Raw genomic sequence first — 21648 nt, forward strand, 5'->3', positions numbered from 1 at the left:
TCTAAATAAAATGTAAATTATTTATAATATCCCTTTTCAGGGTTATCATCTCATCCTCCAAAAGATTCCTCTCTTCCTGCGGCGCCTTGACCTCATAGAGCGCCTTGACCATGCCCTTTTCAATGACCGCAATCTGGCTTCCCAGAATCAGTGCCTCATCGATGCTGTGCGTCACAAACAGAATGCTCGCACTGCGCTCCTGCTGGACGCGCAGAAGCTCTTTCTGCATCTGTTCCCTTGTAAAATAGTCAAGCGCGGCAAACGGCTCATCCATCATGATAAAGGTCGGCTCATACGCCAGCGCCCGCGCGATCGCCGCCCGCTGCTGCATTCCGCCGGAGAGCTGTGCCGGATATGCTTTTTCAAATCCAGATAATCCGACCGTGCGTATAACCGCCTCTATTTTCCCCGGATCTGTCTCCTTTTTTGAAAGCCCGAACACCACATTTTCCCAGACGGTCAACCACGGCATGAGGCGCGGTTCCTGAAAGACAAATGCCGTCTTGTGGGCGCTCTCCCAGCGAATCTCTCCGCTGTCCGCCGTCTCCAGTCCTCCGGTCAGCCGCAGAAGCGTCGTTTTCCCGCATCCGCTCTGCCCCAGAATCACAGTGATTCTCCCCGCCGGAAGCGACAGGTTGATCCCGTTTAAAACGGGAATCTCCCGGTTATCCACCAGGTATGTTTTATGAATATCAATCAGTTCAATTCCAGCCATTTTCCCCGGATCCTTTCAGCACAAATCCTATCATCCATCCAAACAGGCGGTCCGTCACATATCCGACTGCCCCGATCGCCAGAATCCCCACGATCACCTTGTCGGTCCGCGACATCTGCTGCGCAAATAAAATCATATGTCCAAGCCCGGTGGACGCCGCCACCATCTCCGCACCGATAATGGCGCGCCAGCTATAGCCAAGCCCGATCCGCATTCCGACCAGAATATCTGCCATCGCATAGGGCAGAATGATGCGGAAAAATTTGCGGCGCTTCGAGTAGCCGAACATATCGCCCACTTCCAGAAGTTTCGAATCGCACCCGGTAAATCCCTTCACGATATTTAAGTACATCGGGAAAAATGACGCCAGCACAATAATCACCGTCTTCGTCATCTCTCCGATTCCGCACCAGAGAATCAGCAGCGGAATCATGCTGAGCGGCGGGACATTGCGGAAAAACTGCACAATATACTCATAGTAAACGCTGCTGCCCGGAAACAGCGCCCGGAACATTCCCAGCACAAAGGCAAACAGGAACGCAATCGCAAATCCCTTCATGACACGCAGGAAACTGATTGAAATATCCCCCCACAGTTCCCCGGTTTTCACCATTTTTAAAAAGCTCGTCCACACCCGCGCCGGGGACGGCAGCACATACGCACTGACCATCTCCATGCGGCAGACCAAACACCAGATCAGAAATACCGCTCCGATTCCCAGCGCCGGACCGAAGTATTTCTGCCAATTATCCTTGAATTTCTTCGTTTCTTTCATTCTTCCCATTCTTTTTCCGCAATTCATGCATTTTCCGCTTCCTCAAGCGTTTTCCATGAACCGCAGATTTCTCTCACTCTATCTGCACGCCATCCCCGTGATGGCATCCATCCTTACAATACAAAAGTTCCAGCAGATCCGCCTGCTTCCAGCTTCCGCTCTCCACATATGCCCGGATTTTCTCCGGACTGCTGACACTCTCTACCTTCGCCGCCTGTCCATCTTTCCGGCAGATTCCCGCAAAATACCCCGGCGGAATCGGGCTGTCTTCGATCGCCCGGACGCGCACCTCACCGCCTGCCAGACGATTCCATGCGATAAACCGCGTATTCTCAAGTCCCAGCGAATTTCCAAGCACCGCAAGACTCTGGCATGGCGTCGTGATGATCTTCTCCCCATCCGCCAGATCCGGACGCGTGCTTAATTCCCGCGCACAGTGAAGTAAAATCGGCTCGATCGGGGCAACTTTCAGGTTTTCAATTCCAGATTCGTTTTCCGGCTCCTTCTGTATCTCTTCAAGCAGCCGAACCGCCTCCGGACAGCGCGCATCCGCAAGCGTCACGCACGCCCGCAGACTAGCTTCATATCTTTCCCGGACGATCCGTCCCCAATCGCCCCGGCACTCGACCCGCGTCAGACCATGCTGTTCTAAAAAACGCTTCAGCGAATCTTCCTCACACATCCCGGCAGAAACCGGATTTATCCACAAATACTGCATTGTTTCTCCACTCTATCCAATCAGGCTGCCTAGCTTTCACACCTATGCACCTAATTTACTGCGTTTTCACGTTCCCTGCAAGTTAGTTTTTTCTAACTAGCTTATCATAGCAAAAAATCGATATATTGTCCAGTTTTGATTGTAAACTTTTACATTTTTATAAGTTGACACTAGCCGGTAAAAATGATAAAATCGGTTTTAATAGTTCCTATTTTCCTACATCTTTAATAGGTTTTATTCCGAACAGATTCCTGTTTTTATTGAATCCTATAAAAAAAGCAGGCGGACAGGGCATCAAGGATACAATTCAGGCGATCGAAAATGCCGGATATACCTATGAGATCGAGTCGGATGACCGTGAAGAATAATGGGACGCATTTTTCTATAAAAAAGGTTTTAACCAATTCTCGCACTTTCCGTGAAAATCGGCTAAAACCATTTTTCATTACAGCATATTAATAAACCCGGTCGATACCAGGAAAAGAACCAGCATGACAGCCGGCACAATATACCGGATTAAGAAGCTGTACATACCTGCTCTTGAAAAATGTTCCCCATTTTTCTCGACTTCTTCCACGATCCACTTCGGTCCGACCACCCATCCGATCAGGATGCTGGTTAAGAAGGAAATGATCGGCATAAGGAAGCTGTTGCTGATATAATCCATCACATCAAGCAGCTGTCCGGTGGAACCGTTCGGCAGCTTCAACTCAAAATACAGAACATTGTAGCCCAGACAAATGAGAACTGCCGTGATCAGGGAATAGATTCCGACCATCACACACATCTGTTTTCTCGTCTTTCCAAACACTTCCATGCAGTTGGCAACCAGCGTTTCCATGACAGAAACGCAGGATGTCAGCGCCGCAAAGCCAAGCATCAGGAAAAATGCAAGTCCCACGATATGACCGGCGCCGCCCATCGCCTGAAATACCTTTGGAAGCGAAATAAAGGTCAGACTCGGACCGGACGCCATGCCATCGCGTCCTAAAAATACAAAGACCGCCGGAATAATCATCATACCGGACAGAAGCGCCACACCTGTATCAAAAAATTCAATCTGATTGGTCGCCTTGTTCAAATCGATCTCATCTTTGACATAAGAACCATATGTTACCATAATTCCCATCGACACACTCAGTGAGAAAAAGAGCTGGCTCATCGCATCCAGCAGTACTTCCAGAAATCCTCTTACCGTCAGTCCCGTAAAATCCGGGCGCACGTAGACGAGGAATCCCTGTATTCCCGTCCGGACCGTCCCATCCGCGTCCGTGTAGGAAAGCGTCAATGAAAAAATCGCGATTCCGATGACTAACAGGATCAGTCCCGGCATGATAAAACAGGAAAATTTCTCAATTCCCTTCTCCACACCTCTGTATACAACCCAGATTGTGAGCGCCAGAAAGATTCCCGTGAAAATCAGCGGCGCATTCTTTTCCGTGATAAACGATGTAAAATATCCGTCCTCCGCCACATCCCTGCCGGATGTCGTCAAATACTCAAAGAAATATTTCGTGATCCATCCGCCGATGACCGAATAATACGTCATAATTAACATCGGAACCAGAAACGTCAGGTATCCGACAAACTTCCACTTCGGATGCAGCGTTCCAAACGCCTGCAGCGCATTCTCCTTCGTTCTTCTGCCGATCGCCACATCCGTCGTCAGAAGTACAAATCCAAATGTCGCCACCAGCACCAGATACACCAGCAGGAACAGTCCGCCTCCGTCTTTCGCACATAAATACGGAAAACGCCAGATATTTCCTACACCGACGGCACTTCCGGCTGCTGCCAGCACAAACCCCAGCGAACCGCTGAAGCTGTTTTTCTTTTTTGCCATTTACTTATAACCCCCGTGATTGTAACTTTTATGTCCGTCTCCTGCGGACATAGATAGTTTCTATTCTACCTGTTTTTATTAGAATTACAAGTATCTGCCGGCAATTTTCTCCTCAAATTTCTCCCCCTGTTACTGTTCACGCATACGTGCCCAGTAACGGAATTTGCCGTGGCTTCGCATTTAAATACGGAATTTTCCCCCTTCATCTCTACTTGCCTGCCTTATCATCTTCTGCTAAAATTAAAAAGACAAAAACAGGAATTTTTCCATGGAATGAGGCATATACACAATGAACAGCAATCAAACATTCCCGCGTCTTTGCCGGGTTTTAGAAATATACGAAGCCGATTTTGGCTGTGAAGAACGCCCGGACGGGCAGGAAACGATGGTCTGTGTCCGTCTGCTGGACACAGCTGAAAATACAAACCTCTCAGAGCATCCAGAGTACACGATACGCACCGCGGATCAGGCACTCTATGATGCCGGAATCGATGAGGGCGATCGCGTCTGGTTTGACCCGGAATCCGGGCAGATTGAGAAAGCGGCTGAATCACACTAAAATATAAAGAGGTTACAAAGGAATATCAAAATGGAACCATTTTACTATAATCACATGAACAAGAACCAGCAAGCCGCCTACCGCGCCATGCAGCAGGGGCTTACCAATCTCTCCGACGAATTTCAGATTCCGCGCCTGGAGGGAAAGGATTTAAGCAATGTATTTTTTGAACTGCGGCTCGATCACCCGGAGATTTTCTGGGCTTCCGGCTTTAAATATAAGTATTACCCAGATTCCCCGAATCTGATCCTGATACCGGAATACCTCTTTGACAAGGGCAAGATCCGCGAACATCAGAAAGCGATGGGCGCCCGCGTCGAAAAACTTGCCCGCCCGGCAATGAAGCTGACTGAACTGGAAAAAGAACGCTATATCCACGATTTTATCTGCGAACACGTTCACTATGACAAATTAAAAAAGCCCTACTCCCATGAGATCATCGGACCTCTGGGACAGGGCGTCGGCGTCTGCGAGGGCATCGCCAAATCGGTCAAAATTCTTTGTGATACGCTCGGCATCTGGTGCATGATCGCGCTCTGCGGCAATAACCCTGAAAAGGGCATCAAATACCGCCATACCTGGAACATCGTCAAGATCGGGAAAACGTACTACCATCTGGACGCTACCTTCGACAACAGTCTCGGCAAATGTCTCCAGACCGGCGAGGAAATCCGCTACGATTACTTCAATCTCGACGACAAGGCGATCTTCCGCGACCACGAACCGCTCATCGCCCCGGCGCCTGCCTGCACGGACAGCGACCATTTCTATTATAAAGAAAAGAAGCTCTCCTTTACCAAACAGGAGGACGTTTACAAGCGCTCCTTACAGGCGGCCAAAAAAGGAAAAACACTGACGTTTCACTGGCGCGGCGGCTATCTGACAAAGGAAGTTCTGCGTGAACTGCTCGACCTAATCGAAAAAGCCGGAAAAGAACGGCAGAAAACAGCTCTCATTAAGCTTAACTGGCCGCAGGCAGTTCTGCGCGTCCGCTACACCGATGAGGCCATCCAGCCGATTGTCACCATGGAGGAAGCAAATGAAGGGGAAGAAACCCCGGAAGGCACAGCGTCTTTATAGTTCGCTGTGCTTTTCCGCGGAGCATTTTTGTGTCATAGGACGAAGTTTCCTATGACATGAAGATTCTAACAATCATAGAGATCATCTTCCAAAACCAGATCCTGATGTTTATCAAAGCTGCCTGCCAAAGGAGCTTATCCAGAAAATTTTACGCTGTTTTTTTGCTATACGTCAATGATTAGGATGAAATTTCTTAGAATTTTTCTCAAAGGAACTATTGCTATAGTCTCTCTTTTACTTCCATAACTGGGCACACACCAACTCCAGTACACTTCCCGCGATACATCTCGCCTTGTCCGAGATCAGAAAACAGTTGGAAAGTTCCTCTTTTCTCGGATCGACATCTGCTACCTTGAAATGTTCCGTCACCCGATAACCATCCCGCAAAAGACCTCGCAGAATGCCCGTGATCTGTGTCTGAACCAGAAGTTTCGTTCCGTCCTCCTGCCAAATCTCCGCGATCGTGTCCCCGGCTTCAACGATATCACCGATCACACGCACATTTTTGAAAATACCCGCTGCCTGCGCGTGAATCACCCGCTCTGCACCGTATCCACCGATCACGCCCGGAATCCCCGTATTCGGGATTGCCGCACCCTCGCGGATAATTCGCCCCAGCCGGTGACCGCGCTTTGTCTCCACCACAACATCCACATCCTCACCTGCCGTAAAGCCCGGACCAAGTGCAATCGTGAGCGGTGCCATATCCCGGCGGGTTCCAAGATTTCGCTTTGCCAGAATCGCATCGATCACAACAGCCGGTTTCAACGCTCCAATCGACACGCCTTTCGGATCAATCAAAATCGGCACGCTATTTTCCTGCCAGACCGCTTCTGCCTCCTCATATCGATCAATCCGGACAGCACGAAGCCCCTCGACCTCAGTTGTTTTTGTATAAACCGCCTCACACAGAGCTACCTGTCGCCGGATCGCCGCCGGATTTTCAATCTCCAGCACCAGCACCCGAAGCCCTGCCGCCCAGAGCCGATGAATCGTTCCAGTTGCCAGGTCACCGCCGCCGCGCACAATAATTAAATCATCTCGTTTCATGAGGATGCCTTCTCCTATCTCACTTTTGTTACTATTATTTCCATTACCTGTTTATGCAGCTTCTTCTTCAAATAATTCTTTTGATTGTGTTTTCTGCTTTTAGAGTAATTCTTTTTACTGCCACACACACGACACCTTATCATAAACAGAAGTGTCTATCCGTCCGCTCCACTGCTCCCACTCTTCCGGACGCATCCGCCACGCAAGACCACAGCCGGCAGAAATCTCCCTCGGAAGTGGAATTAAACGTCCCGGAATGCCCGTTTCCATACATCGTTTTTCCCATTCCATCGCCGCCACAGTTGTCTGAAAGGACAGTACGATAAATGGATGTTTTTCTCTCATACTACCAATTTCTCCCCTACGCTTCCTCTGCCAGTGCCCGAACTGCTTCTGCTGCCCTCTCAATCTCCTCTTCCGTATTAAAATGCGAAAAACTGAACCGCACCACTCCCTGACCGACCGTTCCAAGCGCCCGGTGCATGAGCGGCGCACAGTGTGCCCCCGCGCGGACGCAGATGCCGTATTCTTCCCAGAGTGCATCCGCCACACGTGCCGAATCTTCCCCGGCAAGGTTGAGGGAGACGATCGGCGCATGACATTTTGCCGCCGGAGCTCCATACACAATGATGCCCGGAATTTCCTTCACCTGTTCGTAAAAACGGCGTGTTAAATCCCGCTCCCGTTTCTGCAATTTCTCGATCCCCTGATCCATCCGGTAACGGATGCCTGCTGCCAGCCCCGCCAGACCATGGACATTGAGCGTCCCGGCTTCGAGTGCCGTTGGCATTTCCTTCGGATGGTGTTCATCATAACTGTGAATGCCGCTGCCGCCAACCAGAAGCGGTTCCACCGAAAGTCCCGGCTTCACATACAGCCCGCCGGTTCCCTGTGGTCCCAGAAGCGCCTTGTGCCCGGTAAAACAGAGCACGTCGATTCCGAGCTTCTGCACGGAAAACAGTTCTTCCCCTGCAGTCTGCGACGCATCCACAATCAGAAGCAGTCCATTCCGTTTAACAAACGAAGAAATATAGGAAAGATCCGTCACATTTCCTGTCACGTTGGAGGCGCCGGTAATTACCACCGCACGCGTCTCTGGGCGCAGAAATGCTTCCAACTCTTCATATTTTAGATTTCCACGCGCATCCACACCCACAAAACTAAGCATCGAACCCTGATCACGCAGACGATAAAGAGGACGCAGCACCGAATTATGCTCACAGACCGTCGTGATCACGTGATCGCCCGGACGAATCAGCCCGGAAATGGCTATGTTCAGCGCCTCCGTTGCGTTTGCCGTAAAGGCAATCCGCGACGCATCTTCCGCATCAAACAATTCTGCTGCTGCCGCACGTGCCCCGTACACCAGTCTTGAAGCATGTAAGGTTGCCTCATGCGCGCCGCGCCCCGGATTTCCTGCGGTGCGAAGCGCCTCAAGGACCGCCTGTTCCACCTGCAGCGGCTTTTGAAGCGAAGTCGCCGCATTGTCCATATAAATCATGGTTTTACCACATTTCCAGCGCCCAGCATTTTTTCAGCGATGACATACATGTTGGTTACACCGCCGACTGCCAGCTTCTCGGTCAGACCATAGAAATTCAGGCAGGTGCCGCAGGTCAGGATCTCCACACCTTCTGCCTCCAGTGTCTTCAGATCCTCCAGCATCGGAGATCCTTCACAGGTCAGACTGGCTCCGCCGTTATAGAAAAGAATGGTCTTCGGCAAGTTGTCCTGCTGGGTCAGGGCAAATGTAAATGCCTTCAAAAGCGTCTTTCCAAGTTCCTCACTGCCCTCGCCCATCTTATCATTGGCAATCACAACCACGGTATCGGTACGGCTGTCCGGAATACAGGCTTCGCATCCGGCTCCTGCCTGTGCTTTTTCCTCTTCTGTCTGTTCACCCACCGTAAAGATAACCTGATATTCCTGATCCGCCAGCTTCTTTGCACTGCTCTGATAGCCCTTCTGCTCTGCCATTTTCGTCAGATTCTGAACTGCAATCTCATTATCCACCAGCACTTCCACCTGTCCGGCACCCGAAAGTTCCTCTATCGCGCGTTTTGCCTTTACGACCGGAATCGGGCATGCGTCTCCTCTTGCATCTACTTTCTTCATTTCTGTTTCCTCCTATCCTCGTACAAAAATTTCAACCTCTCCCGGTTCCGTGATCGTTCCCACGATCCGCGCCGGAAGCCCGGCGTTCTGCAGCTCCTGTTCCAGTTTCTCCGCCTCATCCGGGGCAGCTGCCATCAGAAGTCCGCCGGAGGTCTGCGGGTCAAACAAGACCTCTTCCATTGAAAACGGTACATTTTCAAACTGCACCGCCGCCCCGACATGGTTGCGGTTTCTCTGTCCTGCCGCCGTGTATAAAAACGCGTCTGCCGACTCACGTGCGCCCGGAAGCACCGGGATATGGTTCACATCAATCTCGCACGACAGCCCGCGCCCCATCATTTCATGCAGATGTCCCAGAAAACCAAACCCAGTCACATCTGTGCACGCGTGAACCGTGTACTTCCGGCTGATTTCCGCCGCTGTTTTATTGAGCGTCGTCATCGACTGTACCGCCCCGTCCATCTGCTCTTTTGTCACTTCTCCGACGCGGTTTGCCGAACAAATCAGCCCAACCCCCAATGCCTTTGTCAAAATCAGGCGGTCGCCCGGCTGTCCGGCATCATTGGCGTACAGCTTTTTCGGATTTACCAGTCCCGTCACGGACAAACCGTATTTCACGCCCGTGTCCGCGATCGAGTGACCGCCCGCGAGAATGCCGCCTGCTTCTGCCACCTTCTCCGCGCCGCCCTGTAAAATCTGTCCCAGAACATTCAAATCCATTGATTCCGGAAAACACACCAGATTCAGCGCCGTCTTGACCTCACCGCCCATCGCGTACACGTCGCTCAGCGCATTTGCCGCTGCAACCTGTCCAAAAATATACGGATCGTCCACCATCGGCGGGAAGAAATCAACCGTCTGCACCAGCGCCAGATCCTCCGTGACCTGATACACTGCCGCATCGTCCCGGCTGTCATATCCGACTAAAAGATTCGGATCCTTCTCGCCGCGCGGTAGTTTTTCCAAAATGCGGCTTAAAACACCGGCTCCCAGCTTTGCCGTACAGCCTCCGCCCGTACAAAATACGATATCCTTTTTCTCACTCATCTCTCTCACTCCTGATTTCGTTCTGTTCCTGAAAAGGAAGTTAAAATTCCCTGAATTCCGTAGCTATGTTTCAGGATATCCAGTACCTTTCTGCCATTCTCCCGGCGCTCCGACGTGTCCGCCTGGTTTAGAACCACAAAAAACGAACGCCCCGATATATCTTTTCTGGCACCGTTTTCGCTACCAAGAAGCCATGCCAGAAGTTCTGGGGTCAAAGACGTATCTTTCGAAATAGGCACTTCTTTGAGCAGTCTTTTTCCTTCTTTGGGATAAGCTGCGTCCCCATACTCGCACACATCCCTGTTCCACGCCTCAATCGCCAGCTCCGCCCGGAAGCACACCTCCCCCAGCGGACGATACAGGGCACTCAGCCCCGCGACCGCCAGCACGATATCGCTCTGCGGCAGTATCACCGGCTCATGCGCCGCCGGAAATTTACACGGAAGACATTTCGCGCCATCCGCCTCCAGAAATGTGATATCTGCATCCGAAATCCACTCGCCTCGAATCGCTTCTGGCAGAATTGTCAATTTTTCGTGTGGGGCTGGGGTTCCGGCTACGACGTAGGTTCCCTGCTGCCAGAGACGATCGCGCTCTTTTCCGGCATTCTCCCACGCGGTATTTTCTTCCTCATTTACCGCAATCCACGGCACATTTACCGGCTTCCGAATATGCGTCGTCGTCGCCGTCAGCACCCGCCATCCCTTCGCCGTGCAGTACGCCGACAGCGCATACAGAAGCGTCGTCTTTCCGCCTCCGCCAATCAGCGAGACCACGTGTCCTTTTTCACGTAAGAAAGGAAACTTCTGCTCCCAGTCCATCACCGCAGCTTCTCTTCCCATTCCTTCTCCCGAAATCCCGTTAAAACACTATCTCCATCCACAATGACAGGGCGTTTTACCAACATCCCATTGGTGGAAAGCAGCTTCAACTGTTCGTCCTCGCTCATCTGCGGCAGCTTATCCTTTAACTGCATTTCCTTATATAGCATCCCGCTCGTATTGAAAAATTTCTTGATCGGCAGCCCGCTTCTCGCCTGCCACTTCTTCAATTCCTCATACGTCGGATTTTCCTCCACGATATGGCGCTCTGTATATGAAATTTCCTGTGCATCCAGCCATTTTTTCGCTTTCTGGCAGGTACTGCATTTGGGATAATAAATAAACAGCATCGTATTCCTCCTTTGTGAGCATGCTTGCTATTATACGGCACCTTCTATTTTAAATGCGACCGTTCTAAACAAAGCATTTTACCTTTTTAAATTCCCTACAGAAATTATACCCAGACACCAGAAAGATTGCAAGGGATGCCTGAAAATGATACAATAATAATATCTGCAACTATATTCAAGTCGAACGTCCGTGAGACTTGGCGCGTGATCCTGGTCAGCGAAGCTGACATATTCCTATCAGGATCACTGCGCATCCTCGCAGAGCGTTTATCTCAGTCGGAGACAAGGCTTCCACTGAGACAAATTTGCTATTACTCACCACCTGAAGAGGTGGGCGTCTTCTCGACTGAGATAACCCCCTCTTTTATACCAACAGGGAAACACATTCACCCAAAAATTATTATAAAAATATCCACTATGAAAGAAAAAATATTTAACATCATCCAGATCGGCGACAAGAGCAACCGTATCAGCCGTGCATTCGATATTTTCATCACCTTCACGATCATCTGCAATATCATTGTCACGTTTCTGGAAACATTCGATCAATTAACATCCTTCGGTGGTCTGTTTACCATGCTGGAACATGCCAGTGTCCTGATTTTCTGTATTGAATACGCGCTACGCATCTGGACTGCCGACTATCTCTATCCAGAAAAAACACCGGGACGCGCCCGGTTCTGCTTTCTCATTTCCTTTGATGGAGTGGTGGATCTGCTGACGATCATCCCGGTCTTTTTTCTGTCGGGCTTCATCATTTTCCGTATGCTGCGCGTGGCGCGGATCTTCCATCTGTTCCGGCTCAATGCGAAATACGACTCGTTCAACATCATTACCACCGTACTCTATGAAAAACGGAACCAGATCATTTCCTCTGTGTTCATCGTCATGGTGCTGATGCTGGCGAGCAGCATGTGCATGTATAGTGTCGAGCACAACGCTCAGCCGGACATTTTCCGCAATGCATTCAGCGGCATCTGGTGGAGTATGTCCACGCTTCTGACCGTCGGTTACGGCGATATTTACCCGGTCACAACGCTTGGGCGCGTGATGGCGATCTGCATCGCCTACCTCGGAGTCGGTGCCGTCGCGATCCCAACCGGTATCATCAGCGCCGGTTTCGTCGAACAGTACCAGCGCAAGAGCAGCCTGTCCAGCATGAAGGACGCGGATATTCAGGAAATTGCCGAGGTTTTCGTCGATAAACGGTATGCCGGAAAAACCATTGAAGAGATGGAAGAAGAGCAGAATATCAAGATATTTCTGGTGCTGCGCGATGATCTGTCGGTGCTTCCGCAGAAAAATATGGTTTTGAAATTAAATGATATTGTGATTATACGAATAGAAAATGAAGCATAATCAAACTTATCATCAAACATTTTTTGTGAACACAAAAAGACTGCCGTCCAAAGTTTCTCTCTCTGGACAGCAGCCTTTTCTTTCCTTCAAAATCAGCTTCTCAGCTCAATTCCATACGTCTTATTCAGCTGTTTCAGCACTTTCTTGACATATCCGTCAACGGTATCTGCCTTGAACGCCTCTTCCTTCGGAGTGAAGAGAACGGTAAATGCCATCGATTTCTTATCGGCTGCGATCTGTCTGCCCTCGTATACGTCGAACAGGCTAACATCCTTGACGTAAGCACAAGCCTCGCGGATACAGCCCTCAACCTGTCCGCAGGTGATGTCTTTGTCCATAACCAGCGCCAGATCACGTTTTTCCTCCGGGAATTTTGGAAGCGGCTCAAATACTTTGGCTTTTCCATACCATTTCTCCAGCGCTTTCATGCTGATCTCCAACACATACGCATCTTCGCGCATTGCCTCTTCCTTCATGATCTCATATTTTACCTTACCGAGGTAACCAATCTCCTCGCCCTCGCAGAAGATCGCTGCGGTCTGATACGGATGCAGGAACGGTTTCTCTGCTTTTTCATAGTTAAAAGTAATATTTAAAACATCGGCAACTGCCTCTGCCATTCCCTTTAAGGTAAAGAAGGACTCTTCCTTACCAAATGCACCGATGCACAGCGTCTCTCGCTCTTCCGGATATTCCGTCAGAGGCAGGGACTTCGGAATAAATGCATTTCCAATCTCGAAGATACGTCCCTCGAAGATGCCTCTCTTCTGGTTGCGTCCCATCGCATGAATCATCTGCGGTGCCAGTGTTGTTCTCATCAGGGACAGATCCTCGTTGATCGGATTCATGATGCGGATCGCCTTGCGCTCTGGCGCGTCCTCTGCAAATCCCATTTCATCCAGATCCGACGGGGAGAAGAAGGAATAGTGGATTCCCTCAAATGCGCCAACACTGCACAGCGTTCTCTTTACTTTCAGAATTGTTCTCTGACGCAGGTTGCTTCCACCGATCGTCACCTTAGCACTCGGCAGGAAGGTCGATGTGATGTGATCGTAGCCGTACATACGGATCACTTCCTCGGCAACATCCGGATAATCTTCCATATCCTCGCGGTATGCCGGGAAATGCATGGTCAGTTCGTCGCCGTTGATCTCCGGCTGGAAGTTTAAGCCAGTCAGGATGCGTAAAATATCCTCGTCCGGAACGGTAATACCCAGAACAGCGTTTACCTTCTTAACACTTGTCTTGAAGGTGGTCGGCTCTAAGGAGTTTCCGGTATTTACATTTTTATGGGTCTTGGAAATCTTACCAGCTCCCAGCTCCTCAACCAGGTGCAGGGCACGTTTCATCGCCATCTCGGTTGTGTACTCATCGACGCCCTTAGAATATCGCTGGCTCGCGTCGGATCCCTGTCCTAATGCACGGGAGCTTCTGCGGATGTTGTCACGGGCAAATTTAGCTGCCTCGAACATCACTTCCGTCGTGGTATCACGGACCTCAGAATTTAAACCACCCATGATTCCGGCAAGTGCTACCGGCTTTTTGCCGTCGCAGATAACCAGATTGTTCGGATTTAAGGTAAATTCTTTCTCATCCAGCGTCACGATCTTCTCGCCCTCGGCCGCGCGTCTTACGTTGATCGCATTGCCCTCCAGATAATCGCAGTCAAACGCATGAAGCGGCTGACCTAACTCACGCATGATATAGTTTGTAATATCAACAATATTGGAAATGGAATTATTCCCTACCAAAGCCAGACGTCGTCTCATCCATGCCGGAGACTGACCCAGTTTTACGTCATATACATAGTGTGCAATGTAACGCGGGCAAAGATCCTGTGCCTCTACCGTTACGTTGAAGCCTTCTTTCTCAACTTCTGTCTCAGTGTAATCCAGTGCCGGTGTCTTGAGCGGCTCGCCCAGTGCGGCAGCAACCTCTCTTGCCAGACCGAAAATACTCTGGCAGTCCGGACGGTTTGCCGTGATAGAAACATCGAAGATCCAGTCATTTAAGCCGGTCAGCTCTTTGACATCCGAACCAATTTCCGCATCCTCCGGCAGAACCAGCAATCCGTTGTAACCAGCACCCGGATACAGATCCTCGTTTAAGCCAAGCTCGGTACCAGAACACAGCATACCCTGGGACTCATAACCTCTCAATTTACCCTTTTTAATGGTGGCCACGCCCTCGATCGTCACATGATCTTTTGCAGTTGCATATACTTTCGCGCCAATCATGGCAACTGGGAATTTTCCGCCAGCTTTTACATTGTCAGCGCCACAGCAGATCTGTAAGAGTTCCGGACCACCTACATTGACCTGGCACACATGAAGATGTGTTTCCGGAATCGGCTCACAGGAGTCAACATAACCAACGACGATGCCGCTGATATCCTTGCCAACCTGCCATTTTTCTTCTACCTCAAATCCACAGTCAAAAAGCTTCTTCTCCAGCTCATCTGCGGAAATATTAATATCTACATAATCTTTTAACCAGCTTAACGGTACAAGCATTTCTAATCCTCCTGTCCTGATCAGTCATCGATCTGATCCAGCACACGCAGATCAGACTCAAAAAGCATCTTGATGTTGTTGATGCCGTATTTCAGCATTGCGATACGCTCCAGACCCAATCCGAATGCGAATCCACTATATTTATTGGAATCAATGCCGCAGTTTTCCAGTACCTTCTTATTTACCACACCAGCGCCGAGGACCTCGATCCAGCCTGTTTCCTTGCACAGACGGCAGCCCTTGCCGCCGCACTGGAAGCAGCTTACATCGACCTCAACAGACGGCTCCGTGAACGGGAAATAGGACGGACGAAGTCTCGTTTTTGTCTGCTCACCGAAAATTCTCTGAACAAACATATCCAGCATACCCTTTAAATCACACAGGGTGATGCCCTCATCAACAACCAGACCTTCCATCTGGCTGAACATCGGAGAATGGGTCGCATCATCGTCAGAACGGAATACCTTACCCGGGGAAACAACCTTGATCGGCGGTTTTTTCGCTTCCATGACATGAACTTGTCCAGCCGATGTCTGGGTACGGAGCAAGAATTCCGGAGACAGATAGAATGTATCCTGCATATCGCGCGCCGGATGATCCTGCGGTGTATTTAAAGCTGTAAAGTTATAATAATCGGTCTCGATCTCGGTTCCCTCATATACCTCAAATCCCATAGAGGTGAAGATATCCGTCAGCTGATTGCGGACCGTCGTAACTGGATGCAGATTACCGTAACGGATTTTAACCGGCGGCATCGTGATATCAATCTTCTCCGATTCATAACGCTGCTGCTGCTCTTTCTCTTTTAATTTCTGATCCAGCTCGTCAAAGAAATTGTTTGCCCACTCCTTGGCGCCGTTGATTGTCTTACCAAATTCCGCTTTCTGATCATTGGCAACATTACGCATTTCTTTCATCAGCAGACCAATTCTGCCCTGCTTATTATCCAGAAAGGTCTTCTTAAACTCATAGACACTCTTGGAAGTCGTCAGAGCATCCGCACCCTGGCGGATTTCCTCTTTGATCGCAGTGATCACTTCATTCAGCTCTTTTAAATCCTGCATGCTTTCTCTCCTTCTATTACTTTTGTTGCTTTTTATCTTGATATTGCTTTAACTTGTGGACACGAATTTGTGCATAAAGGATGTTCTCTGGCACATTCGGGCGTCTCGCGCGGTCGCTTGCGACATGACATAAAAAAATCCCTTCGCACAAAACGTGCAAAGGGACGATCATATCTATACCGCGGTACCACCCAGCTTCCTGTCGGCAGGTCATTTTTTCGTCTGCCACAGACACTTTCCGGTATGTAACGTACACCAGACGGCAATGCCTACTCTAAATTTCAGCAATGCAGCTCCCGTGGGAAATTCGGATATCTGTCTGAACGGAAAAAGGCTCACAGCCGCTGACCTCTTCTCTCTGACCGGAAACAGTATCTTATAGAACACGATCATAGCTTTTGGTTTGTTTGGTTTGATTGATTTCATGTATGCAATCTGTTTATTATTTTAGGCATGTTGGTGGGAAATGTCAAGGGATTTCTTTCCTTGATATTTTCATTGATATTTTCATCTTGGTATTTTCAAATTATAAGAAATTTTACTTATAATATCAACTATTTATTATATTATTCCATGATGATTCTACATTTCTAACAACTTCTATTGGTTTTCCCTGGATTATAGTCTCTCCGCCTTTATTTCCTGCATTTCTTCCTAAATCCACTTCATTTTCTTGATTTAATTTCAACAAATTTTTTTCTAATAGTTCAATATCCTTACTGTTAAGTCCAGCTGTCGGCTCATCTAAAATATATAAATTTTTTCCTTTAGTCTTTGCCCCCAAACATTTAGCTAATTTAATTCTTTGAGCCTCTCCACCAGATAAATTCATTGACATTTGGCCTAACGATATATAGTCTAAACCTATATCTTCCATGCATTGCCTCATAATCATTTATGACAGGCATTTTGCTTTCTCAACTCTTCGCTTATGGTCTGCTTAATTTTTTCATCATCCAACGGCTTTGCAAGATGTGCGTTCATTCCTGCTTCCATACACTTTTCTGCATCTTCCCTAAACGCATTTGCAGTCATAGCAATGATAGGGATTGTTTTTGCATCCTGCCGTTCCAGGGATCTTATTGTTTTTGTGGCAGTAAGCCCGTCCATCACCGGCATCATGACATCCATTAAAATAACATCGTATGTTCCTGATTCACAGGCTTCAAAGTGCTGAACAGCTTCTAAACCATTTTTCACTGTTTCTACTTCAGCCCCATTTTCCATCAGCATAAATTCTGCTATTTCCGCATTCAGCTCATTATCTTCAGCCAATAATATCCGGACACCTGATAGATCTGCATTGAAATCTTCTTTTTCTTCCGGTCGTGCATTCGTATCAATTTTAAATGGAAGTATTACAGTAAAACAGCTTCCTTCACCAAGCTTGCTTTCAACTGTTATGGTTCCGCCCATCTTTTCTACAAGTTGTTTCACAATAGGCATTCCCAGACCTGTCCCATTATAATCAGAACGTGGGGAATTATCTGCCTGTACAAATGGAGTAAACAATTCATTTTTTATAAATTCTTCTGACATTCCAATTCCATTATCTCTTATTTTAAATTCACATGTCATGTGATCTTCTGATCTTTCAATCGTTCTCATACTCATGTAAATAGAACCATTCACCTTATTGTACTTCATACTGTTTGTAAACAGATTCATCAATATTTTTTTCAGATGAACTGCATTGCTCCAAACATATATACCACTGTAATCATCATGTTCTCCTATAACATGAAGTCCTTTTTCTTCTGCCTGAAAAGATAGTGACTCCGTGATTTCCTGACATACCTGATCCAGATTGATGGATTCATCACTAAAAACCACGGTATCCGATTCTAACTTTGCCATATCCAAAACATCATTTACCAATGATAATAGCAGTTTCGAAGACTCATTTATTTTATTCAGGCAATCTTTTGCCCGCTCACCATCATTTCCGCTTTTTTCAAGAATTGTAAGCATGCCCATAATGCCATTGATCGGTGTCCTGATGTCATGAGACATGTTATTTAAAAAGGAAGTCTTAGCCTTATTGGCACTCTGTGCTTCTACAAGTGCATTTTGTAATTCCTGCTGTTTTTCTTCAAGCTCCTGATTCAGCTTCAATGCTTGCTCAGCAGACTTCTTGGATTTTTCTTCCGCACGTTTTGATTTTTTCAAAGAATCAAGAATTATACACAGAACAACGAAAAAAGAAATTCCAGCGATAAGTGAAACTGTCAGTAAATTGTCCTGAATAAAATCCTTCGTTGTAACTTTTCGTGAAGAAGCATTATACGAAACTACTGCACCCGAAAATTGAGCTGTAGGCATAGATGTCAGTGTTTTATTCAGAATGGACAAAAGAACCGGTTCTCCCTGCTGAACAGCAAATGAAACATCAGCTTCTTTTGTCAGGAAAACGCTATGAAGCTTATTATTTTTCAAATAGTCTGAAACAGTACCTGAATTGCTTACAATACAATCTGCCTCCCCTTTCTGCATTGCTTTTACTGCTGCATCTGATGTCTCATATTCCACAACCTCCCATTGTGGATAATTGTATGAAAGATATGCTTTCAATACAAAATTATCTTTTTCAACGGCAGCTATATTCTCTTTATTTTCATCAAAAGAATCCTTTGCCGTAATTGCTGCCATATTGAGAGTCAATAGCGTATCCGACAAAGCAAATCCATTTGTTTCTGCAAAGTATGGATTCTGGTTTGCATGAAAAATCAGGTCTATTTTTCCATCCTGCAATGCCTGAAGCAGTTCACTTCTTGTCTCATATCCATTTAATTCAAATTCCAGAGTCTGACCTTGCAGACAATTTTGGGCAAGATCCACATAATCTGTAATAACGCCTGTCAATTTACCTGTTGATGAATCTACACTACTGATACCTCCATCCTGATTCAGATACCCTATCCGGATTGCTCCATGCTGCCCGATCCACTCCCTTTCTTCTTTTGAAAGAAACGAGCTGCTCTGTGCAGAAAGATAACGCCTGTAGAGATCATCTGTGTAAAATGGGTTGTCATCCTTGATTCTGCGCATAGCACTATCCAGTGCTTCTTTGATATCCGGACGTTCTGGATTTATAGCGAAATAGATTTCTGTCTCTCCAATACTTGTAATCGGCGAAATCTCCGATTCTTCCCAACGGGGTTCTTCTACCGAAACGAAGCAGTCAATTTCATGTTTCGACAGTTTGTCCATAACTTCTGCGGTATTAGAAACATTGACATGCTGCGTATGCAGACCATACTTTAACTCCCATTCGTTAAGCACATCCTCCGTTATATTATCTTTAAACACACCAATATTTTTTCCCTCAAAAGAATCCAAATTTCCTGCTGTAAGATCCATATTGGATGCATCCGTATAGATGTAATATTTCTCTTCCCCCATAGGCATATCGGAAAAAAGCATATTTTCAGCACGTTCGTCTGTATAGGAAATGCCACCAAGAATATCAATCTCTCCATTTTCCAACTGTGTAAAGCAGTTTTTCCAATCACTTGTTATGTATTTATATGTCCAACCTGCATAACCTGCAATATCTTGAAGATACTCATAACCATAGCCGCTTCTTTCTCCCTTTTCATTGACTACATTATAAGTTTCCTCAAAAGATCCTACCCGGATAACATTGTCAGAGTTTTCTTTGGCAAATGTAGGAACGGATAAAACAATAAAACATATAATTGTGCAAAATATAAAATAACAAAATTTGAAATTTCTTATATTCTGTACTAATTTGCACTTCTTCATCTTTCTCCCATCCTCCAAGCTACAGTTGCTTGCTTGCTTGCTTGCTTGCTTGCTTGCTTGCTTGCTTGCTTGCTTGCTTGCTTGCTTGCTTGCTTGCTTGCTTGCTTGCTTCCAGATTTTAATTTTACATTCATTAATGTTCAATACCCCCACAACATTTTTATAAATATCTTTGCGACAGCTTCTGCTGTACTTTTACTATAATTATACTCTACAGCCAACTTGTGTCAATTTACTAACAGAGTAATTACATTCTTTTACTCTTTATTATATAATTCAATTGTATGTTCACAAATCGTTTTTTTCACTTTTTCAATATCCAAAGGTTTAGCTAAATGTGCGTTCATTCCTGCATCTAAACATCTTTGTACATCTTCTGCAAAAGCATTGGCGGTCATTGCAATAATCGGAATTATTCCTGCATCTGGTCGATTTAATGCCCGGATTGCTTTAGTCGCTGTCAATCCATCCATTACCGGCATCATAATATCCATAAGTATTGCATCAAATGTACCCACCGGATTATTATTAAATAATTCGACAGCCTGCTGTCCATCATTAACCATTGTAATTATTGCACCTTCATCTTCTAAAAGTATTTCTGCAACCTCGGCATTCAACTCATTATCCTCTACTAACATGAGATTTAAACCGTGAATGCTATTCTCTTTATCCGCCTCTTCTTTCTTAGATTTTTCTGGTGCAGCTCCCATCTCAAAAGGCAATTCAACTACAAAAGTGGATCCCTTTCCCACTTCGCTGGTAACAGAAATCGTGCCTCCCATTTTATCAATCATTTTTTTCACAATAGCCATGCCAAGTCCGATTCCATGATAATTGCTCCGGGCATCAGCTCTTTCTTGTGCAAACGGTTCAAAAATATGTTTCAGAAATTCTTTGCTCATGCCAATTCCTGTATCAGAAATTATCCATCGATAGGTAATTACATTATCCTTTTCTTCTATACATTCCTGTTTTGTCGAAATTTTCCCACCAAAATTTGTAAATTTAATGCTGTTTCCATATATATTCAAAAATATTTGTCGCAAATACAGCGGATTCGTTATAACGTACGGATGTACCCAAATACTATCTTCTGAAAAATCCACTGAAATTCCCTTATCCAGAGCACTTCCATCTATAATAGCTTTCATATCATAGAAAACATCAGGTAAACAGACTAATTCTGATGATAATTCTTCCCTGCCATCCTCCAATTTACTCATTTGTAGGACATCATTAATCAGAGATAACAGATGGTTTGCCGCCTTTTCCATTTCTTTGTAATTTTCACGTACAAGTTCCTCATCATCACTGTGTGTCATATTGATCTTTAGCAGACCCATGATTCCATTGAGTGGTGTACGAATGTCATGACTCATATTAAGAAGAAATGTAGATTTTGCCCGATTCGCAGTGTCTGCTGCAATTAATGCTTTATGCAGCTCCTCCTGCTGCTCAAGATCTTTCTGCTTTTGTTTTTTCTCTGATTCAAGTTTGGCAATCTTATGCTCTGCCTGTCTATTTGCTTCTTGTAAATTTCCGACAAGAATAATATTAGAAATAACTCCCAACACAATCACGCACAGCTTGTCACGATTAATCGGCGTATAAAAGATCCAACTGTGATCTGTGGAAAAAAAGAATGCTGAATATAAAACAGCAATAACACCACTTATTATCCCTGCCAAATACCCGGATTGCACTATTGACGCTGAAAGCACAACAAATAACACGATATTCGGATTTGGAATATTAAATTTATATACAATAAGACAGGCAAAAATTTGTATTATCCCTGCCAATATACTTCCTTTTAGCTTTATAATTTTATTCATGAAATTATTTTTTCTCATCTATAATATCTCCCACTG

20 protein-coding genes are annotated in these 21648 nt (G+C 46.6%); 3 read left to right on the forward strand and 17 right to left on the reverse strand.

From position 1 onward, the window contains the following. Position 1: 1 nt before the first annotated feature. The 4 genes from DWX68_RS07605 to DWX68_RS07620 all read right to left on the reverse strand — a co-directional run bounded on the left by DWX68_RS07605 (position 2) and on the right by DWX68_RS07620 (position 4051). Positions 2–715, reverse strand: coding sequence for an ABC transporter ATP-binding protein (locus tag DWX68_RS07605; RefSeq protein WP_107000528.1), 714 nt, complete (start codon positions 713–715; stop codon positions 2–4). Further along, on the reverse strand, positions 702–1499 hold the full coding sequence (locus DWX68_RS07610) for an ABC transporter permease (protein WP_242995759.1): 798 nt from the start codon (positions 1497–1499) through the stop codon (positions 702–704). The genes DWX68_RS07605 and DWX68_RS07610 overlap by 14 nt, the downstream gene beginning before the upstream one ends. A gap of 64 nt (positions 1500–1563) precedes the next feature. Further along, entirely contained in the window at positions 1564–2208 is a 645-nt protein-coding gene (locus DWX68_RS07615; RefSeq protein ID WP_118628938.1) for a hypothetical protein, read from the reverse strand. Positions 2209–2653: 445 nt separating this feature from the next. Then, positions 2654–4051 carry a sodium-dependent transporter gene (locus DWX68_RS07620; protein WP_118293483.1) on the reverse strand — a complete coding sequence of 466 codons (1398 nt, stop codon included), beginning with the start codon at positions 4049–4051 and terminating at the stop codon, positions 2654–2656. A 289-nt stretch (positions 4052–4340) separates the two neighbouring features. On the opposite strand from DWX68_RS07620, the gene DWX68_RS07625 reads away from it, so the two are divergent. Together DWX68_RS07625 and DWX68_RS07630 are read left to right on the forward strand one after the other, a co-directional pair. After that, complete coding sequence (locus tag DWX68_RS07625) at positions 4341–4610, forward strand: hypothetical protein (protein WP_118628939.1); 270 nt, start codon at positions 4341–4343, stop codon at positions 4608–4610. 54 nt (positions 4611–4664) lie between these two features. Next, positions 4665–5690 (forward strand): transglutaminase domain-containing protein, encoded by a 1026-nt coding sequence (locus tag DWX68_RS07630; RefSeq protein WP_347475170.1) that lies wholly within the window; start codon positions 4665–4667, stop codon positions 5688–5690. 234 nt (positions 5691–5924) lie between these two features. Here the strand turns inward: DWX68_RS07630 and yqeB are convergent, their stop codons facing one another. The 7 genes from yqeB to DWX68_RS07665 form a co-directional block, all read right to left on the reverse strand. Then, on the reverse strand, positions 5925–6740 hold the full coding sequence (gene yqeB / locus DWX68_RS07635) for a selenium-dependent molybdenum cofactor biosynthesis protein YqeB (RefSeq protein WP_118293485.1): 816 nt from the start codon (positions 6738–6740) through the stop codon (positions 5925–5927). Between the two features lie 114 nt (positions 6741–6854). Further along, the gene (locus DWX68_RS07640; protein ID WP_118491640.1) at positions 6855–7085 is read right to left on the reverse strand and encodes a DUF3343 domain-containing protein; all 231 of its coding nucleotides are present in this window, start codon (positions 7083–7085) and stop codon (positions 6855–6857) included. Between the two features lie 16 nt (positions 7086–7101). Then, positions 7102–8241 carry an aminotransferase class V-fold PLP-dependent enzyme gene (locus DWX68_RS07645; RefSeq protein WP_118628941.1) on the reverse strand — a complete coding sequence of 380 codons (1140 nt, stop codon included), beginning with the start codon at positions 8239–8241 and terminating at the stop codon, positions 7102–7104. Next, on the reverse strand, positions 8238–8855 hold the full coding sequence (yedF, locus tag DWX68_RS07650) for a sulfurtransferase-like selenium metabolism protein YedF (RefSeq protein WP_118628942.1): 618 nt from the start codon (positions 8853–8855) through the stop codon (positions 8238–8240). The genes DWX68_RS07645 and yedF overlap by 4 nt, the downstream gene beginning before the upstream one ends. A 12-nt stretch (positions 8856–8867) precedes the next feature. Then, on the reverse strand, positions 8868–9902 hold the full coding sequence (gene selD / locus DWX68_RS07655) for a selenide, water dikinase SelD (protein WP_118628943.1): 1035 nt from the start codon (positions 9900–9902) through the stop codon (positions 8868–8870). Between the two features lie 5 nt (positions 9903–9907). Next, positions 9908–10744, reverse strand: a complete 837-nt coding sequence (yqeC, locus tag DWX68_RS07660) for a selenium cofactor biosynthesis protein YqeC (RefSeq protein WP_243027645.1) — start codon at positions 10742–10744, stop codon at positions 9908–9910. Then, on the reverse strand, positions 10723–11073 hold the full coding sequence (locus tag DWX68_RS07665; protein WP_118628944.1) for an arsenate reductase family protein: 351 nt from the start codon (positions 11071–11073) through the stop codon (positions 10723–10725). Before DWX68_RS07665 ends, yqeC begins: the two co-directional genes overlap by 22 nt. A 417-nt stretch (positions 11074–11490) precedes the next feature. On the opposite strand from DWX68_RS07665, the gene DWX68_RS07670 reads away from it, so the two are divergent. Beyond that, positions 11491–12432, forward strand: coding sequence for an ion transporter (locus DWX68_RS07670; protein ID WP_022359086.1), 942 nt, complete (start codon positions 11491–11493; stop codon positions 12430–12432). Positions 12433–12524: 92 nt separating this feature from the next. Here the strand turns inward: DWX68_RS07670 and pheT are convergent, their stop codons facing one another. From pheT to DWX68_RS07700, 6 genes are all read right to left on the reverse strand, one after another. Continuing rightward, on the reverse strand, positions 12525–14945 hold the full coding sequence (gene pheT / locus DWX68_RS07675) for a phenylalanine--tRNA ligase subunit beta (RefSeq protein WP_118628946.1): 2421 nt from the start codon (positions 14943–14945) through the stop codon (positions 12525–12527). Between the two features lie 20 nt (positions 14946–14965). Further along, entirely contained in the window at positions 14966–16009 is a 1044-nt protein-coding gene (gene pheS, locus DWX68_RS07680) for a phenylalanine--tRNA ligase subunit alpha (RefSeq protein WP_022359088.1), read from the reverse strand. A 16-nt stretch (positions 16010–16025) separates the two neighbouring features. Then, complete coding sequence (locus DWX68_RS14655; RefSeq protein WP_182432156.1) at positions 16026–16238, reverse strand: hypothetical protein; 213 nt, start codon at positions 16236–16238, stop codon at positions 16026–16028. Between the two features lie 321 nt (positions 16239–16559). Continuing rightward, positions 16560–16886, reverse strand: a complete 327-nt coding sequence (locus DWX68_RS07690; RefSeq protein ID WP_182432157.1) for an ATP-binding cassette domain-containing protein — start codon at positions 16884–16886, stop codon at positions 16560–16562. 14 nt (positions 16887–16900) lie between these two features. Further along, a complete protein-coding gene (locus DWX68_RS07695) occupies positions 16901–19927 on the reverse strand; it encodes a transporter substrate-binding domain-containing protein (protein ID WP_279220414.1) in 3027 nt (1008 codons plus the stop codon). A gap of 104 nt (positions 19928–20031) precedes the next feature. Next, a complete protein-coding gene (locus DWX68_RS07700) occupies positions 20032–21630 on the reverse strand; it encodes an ATP-binding protein (RefSeq protein WP_118628950.1) in 1599 nt (532 codons plus the stop codon). Positions 21631–21648 lie beyond the last annotated feature (18 nt).

This window comes from Clostridium sp. AF20-7, assembly GCF_003479275.1.
Taxonomy (GTDB): domain Bacteria; phylum Bacillota; class Clostridia; order Lachnospirales; family Lachnospiraceae; genus Otoolea; species Otoolea fessa.

Excerpts from the sequence above, each read along its gene's own strand:
- DWX68_RS07605 (WP_107000528.1), bottom strand. The coding sequence starts at position 715 with ATGGCTGGAATTGAACTGATTGATATTCATAAAACATACCTGGTGGAT.
- DWX68_RS07610 (WP_242995759.1), bottom strand. The coding sequence starts at position 1,499 with ATGGGAAGAATGAAAGAAACGAAGAAATTCAAGGATAATTGGCAGAAA.
- DWX68_RS07615 (WP_118628938.1), bottom strand. The coding sequence starts at position 2,208 with ATGCAGTATTTGTGGATAAATCCGGTTTCTGCCGGGATGTGTGAGGAA.
- DWX68_RS07620 (WP_118293483.1), bottom strand. The coding sequence starts at position 4,051 with ATGGCAAAAAAGAAAAACAGCTTCAGCGGTTCGCTGGGGTTTGTGCTG.
- DWX68_RS07625 (WP_118628939.1), top strand. The coding sequence starts at position 4,341 with ATGAACAGCAATCAAACATTCCCGCGTCTTTGCCGGGTTTTAGAAATA.
- DWX68_RS07630 (WP_347475170.1), top strand. The coding sequence starts at position 4,665 with ATGAACAAGAACCAGCAAGCCGCCTACCGCGCCATGCAGCAGGGGCTT.
- yqeB (WP_118293485.1), bottom strand. The coding sequence starts at position 6,740 with ATGAAACGAGATGATTTAATTATTGTGCGCGGCGGCGGTGACCTGGCA.
- DWX68_RS07640 (WP_118491640.1), bottom strand. The coding sequence starts at position 7,085 with ATGAGAGAAAAACATCCATTTATCGTACTGTCCTTTCAGACAACTGTG.
- DWX68_RS07645 (WP_118628941.1), bottom strand. The coding sequence starts at position 8,241 with ATGATTTATATGGACAATGCGGCGACTTCGCTTCAAAAGCCGCTGCAG.
- yedF (WP_118628942.1), bottom strand. The coding sequence starts at position 8,855 with ATGAAGAAAGTAGATGCAAGAGGAGACGCATGCCCGATTCCGGTCGTA.
- selD (WP_118628943.1), bottom strand. The coding sequence starts at position 9,902 with ATGAGTGAGAAAAAGGATATCGTATTTTGTACGGGCGGAGGCTGTACG.
- yqeC (WP_243027645.1), bottom strand. The coding sequence starts at position 10,744 with ATGGGAAGAGAAGCTGCGGTGATGGACTGGGAGCAGAAGTTTCCTTTC.
- DWX68_RS07665 (WP_118628944.1), bottom strand. The coding sequence starts at position 11,073 with ATGCTGTTTATTTATTATCCCAAATGCAGTACCTGCCAGAAAGCGAAA.
- DWX68_RS07670 (WP_022359086.1), top strand. The coding sequence starts at position 11,491 with ATGAAAGAAAAAATATTTAACATCATCCAGATCGGCGACAAGAGCAAC.
- pheT (WP_118628946.1), bottom strand. The coding sequence starts at position 14,945 with ATGCTTGTACCGTTAAGCTGGTTAAAAGATTATGTAGATATTAATATT.
- pheS (WP_022359088.1), bottom strand. The coding sequence starts at position 16,009 with ATGCAGGATTTAAAAGAGCTGAATGAAGTGATCACTGCGATCAAAGAG.
- DWX68_RS07690 (WP_182432157.1), bottom strand. The coding sequence starts at position 16,886 with ATGGAAGATATAGGTTTAGACTATATATCGTTAGGCCAAATGTCAATG.
- DWX68_RS07700 (WP_118628950.1), bottom strand. The coding sequence starts at position 21,630 with ATGAGAAAAAATAATTTCATGAATAAAATTATAAAGCTAAAAGGAAGT.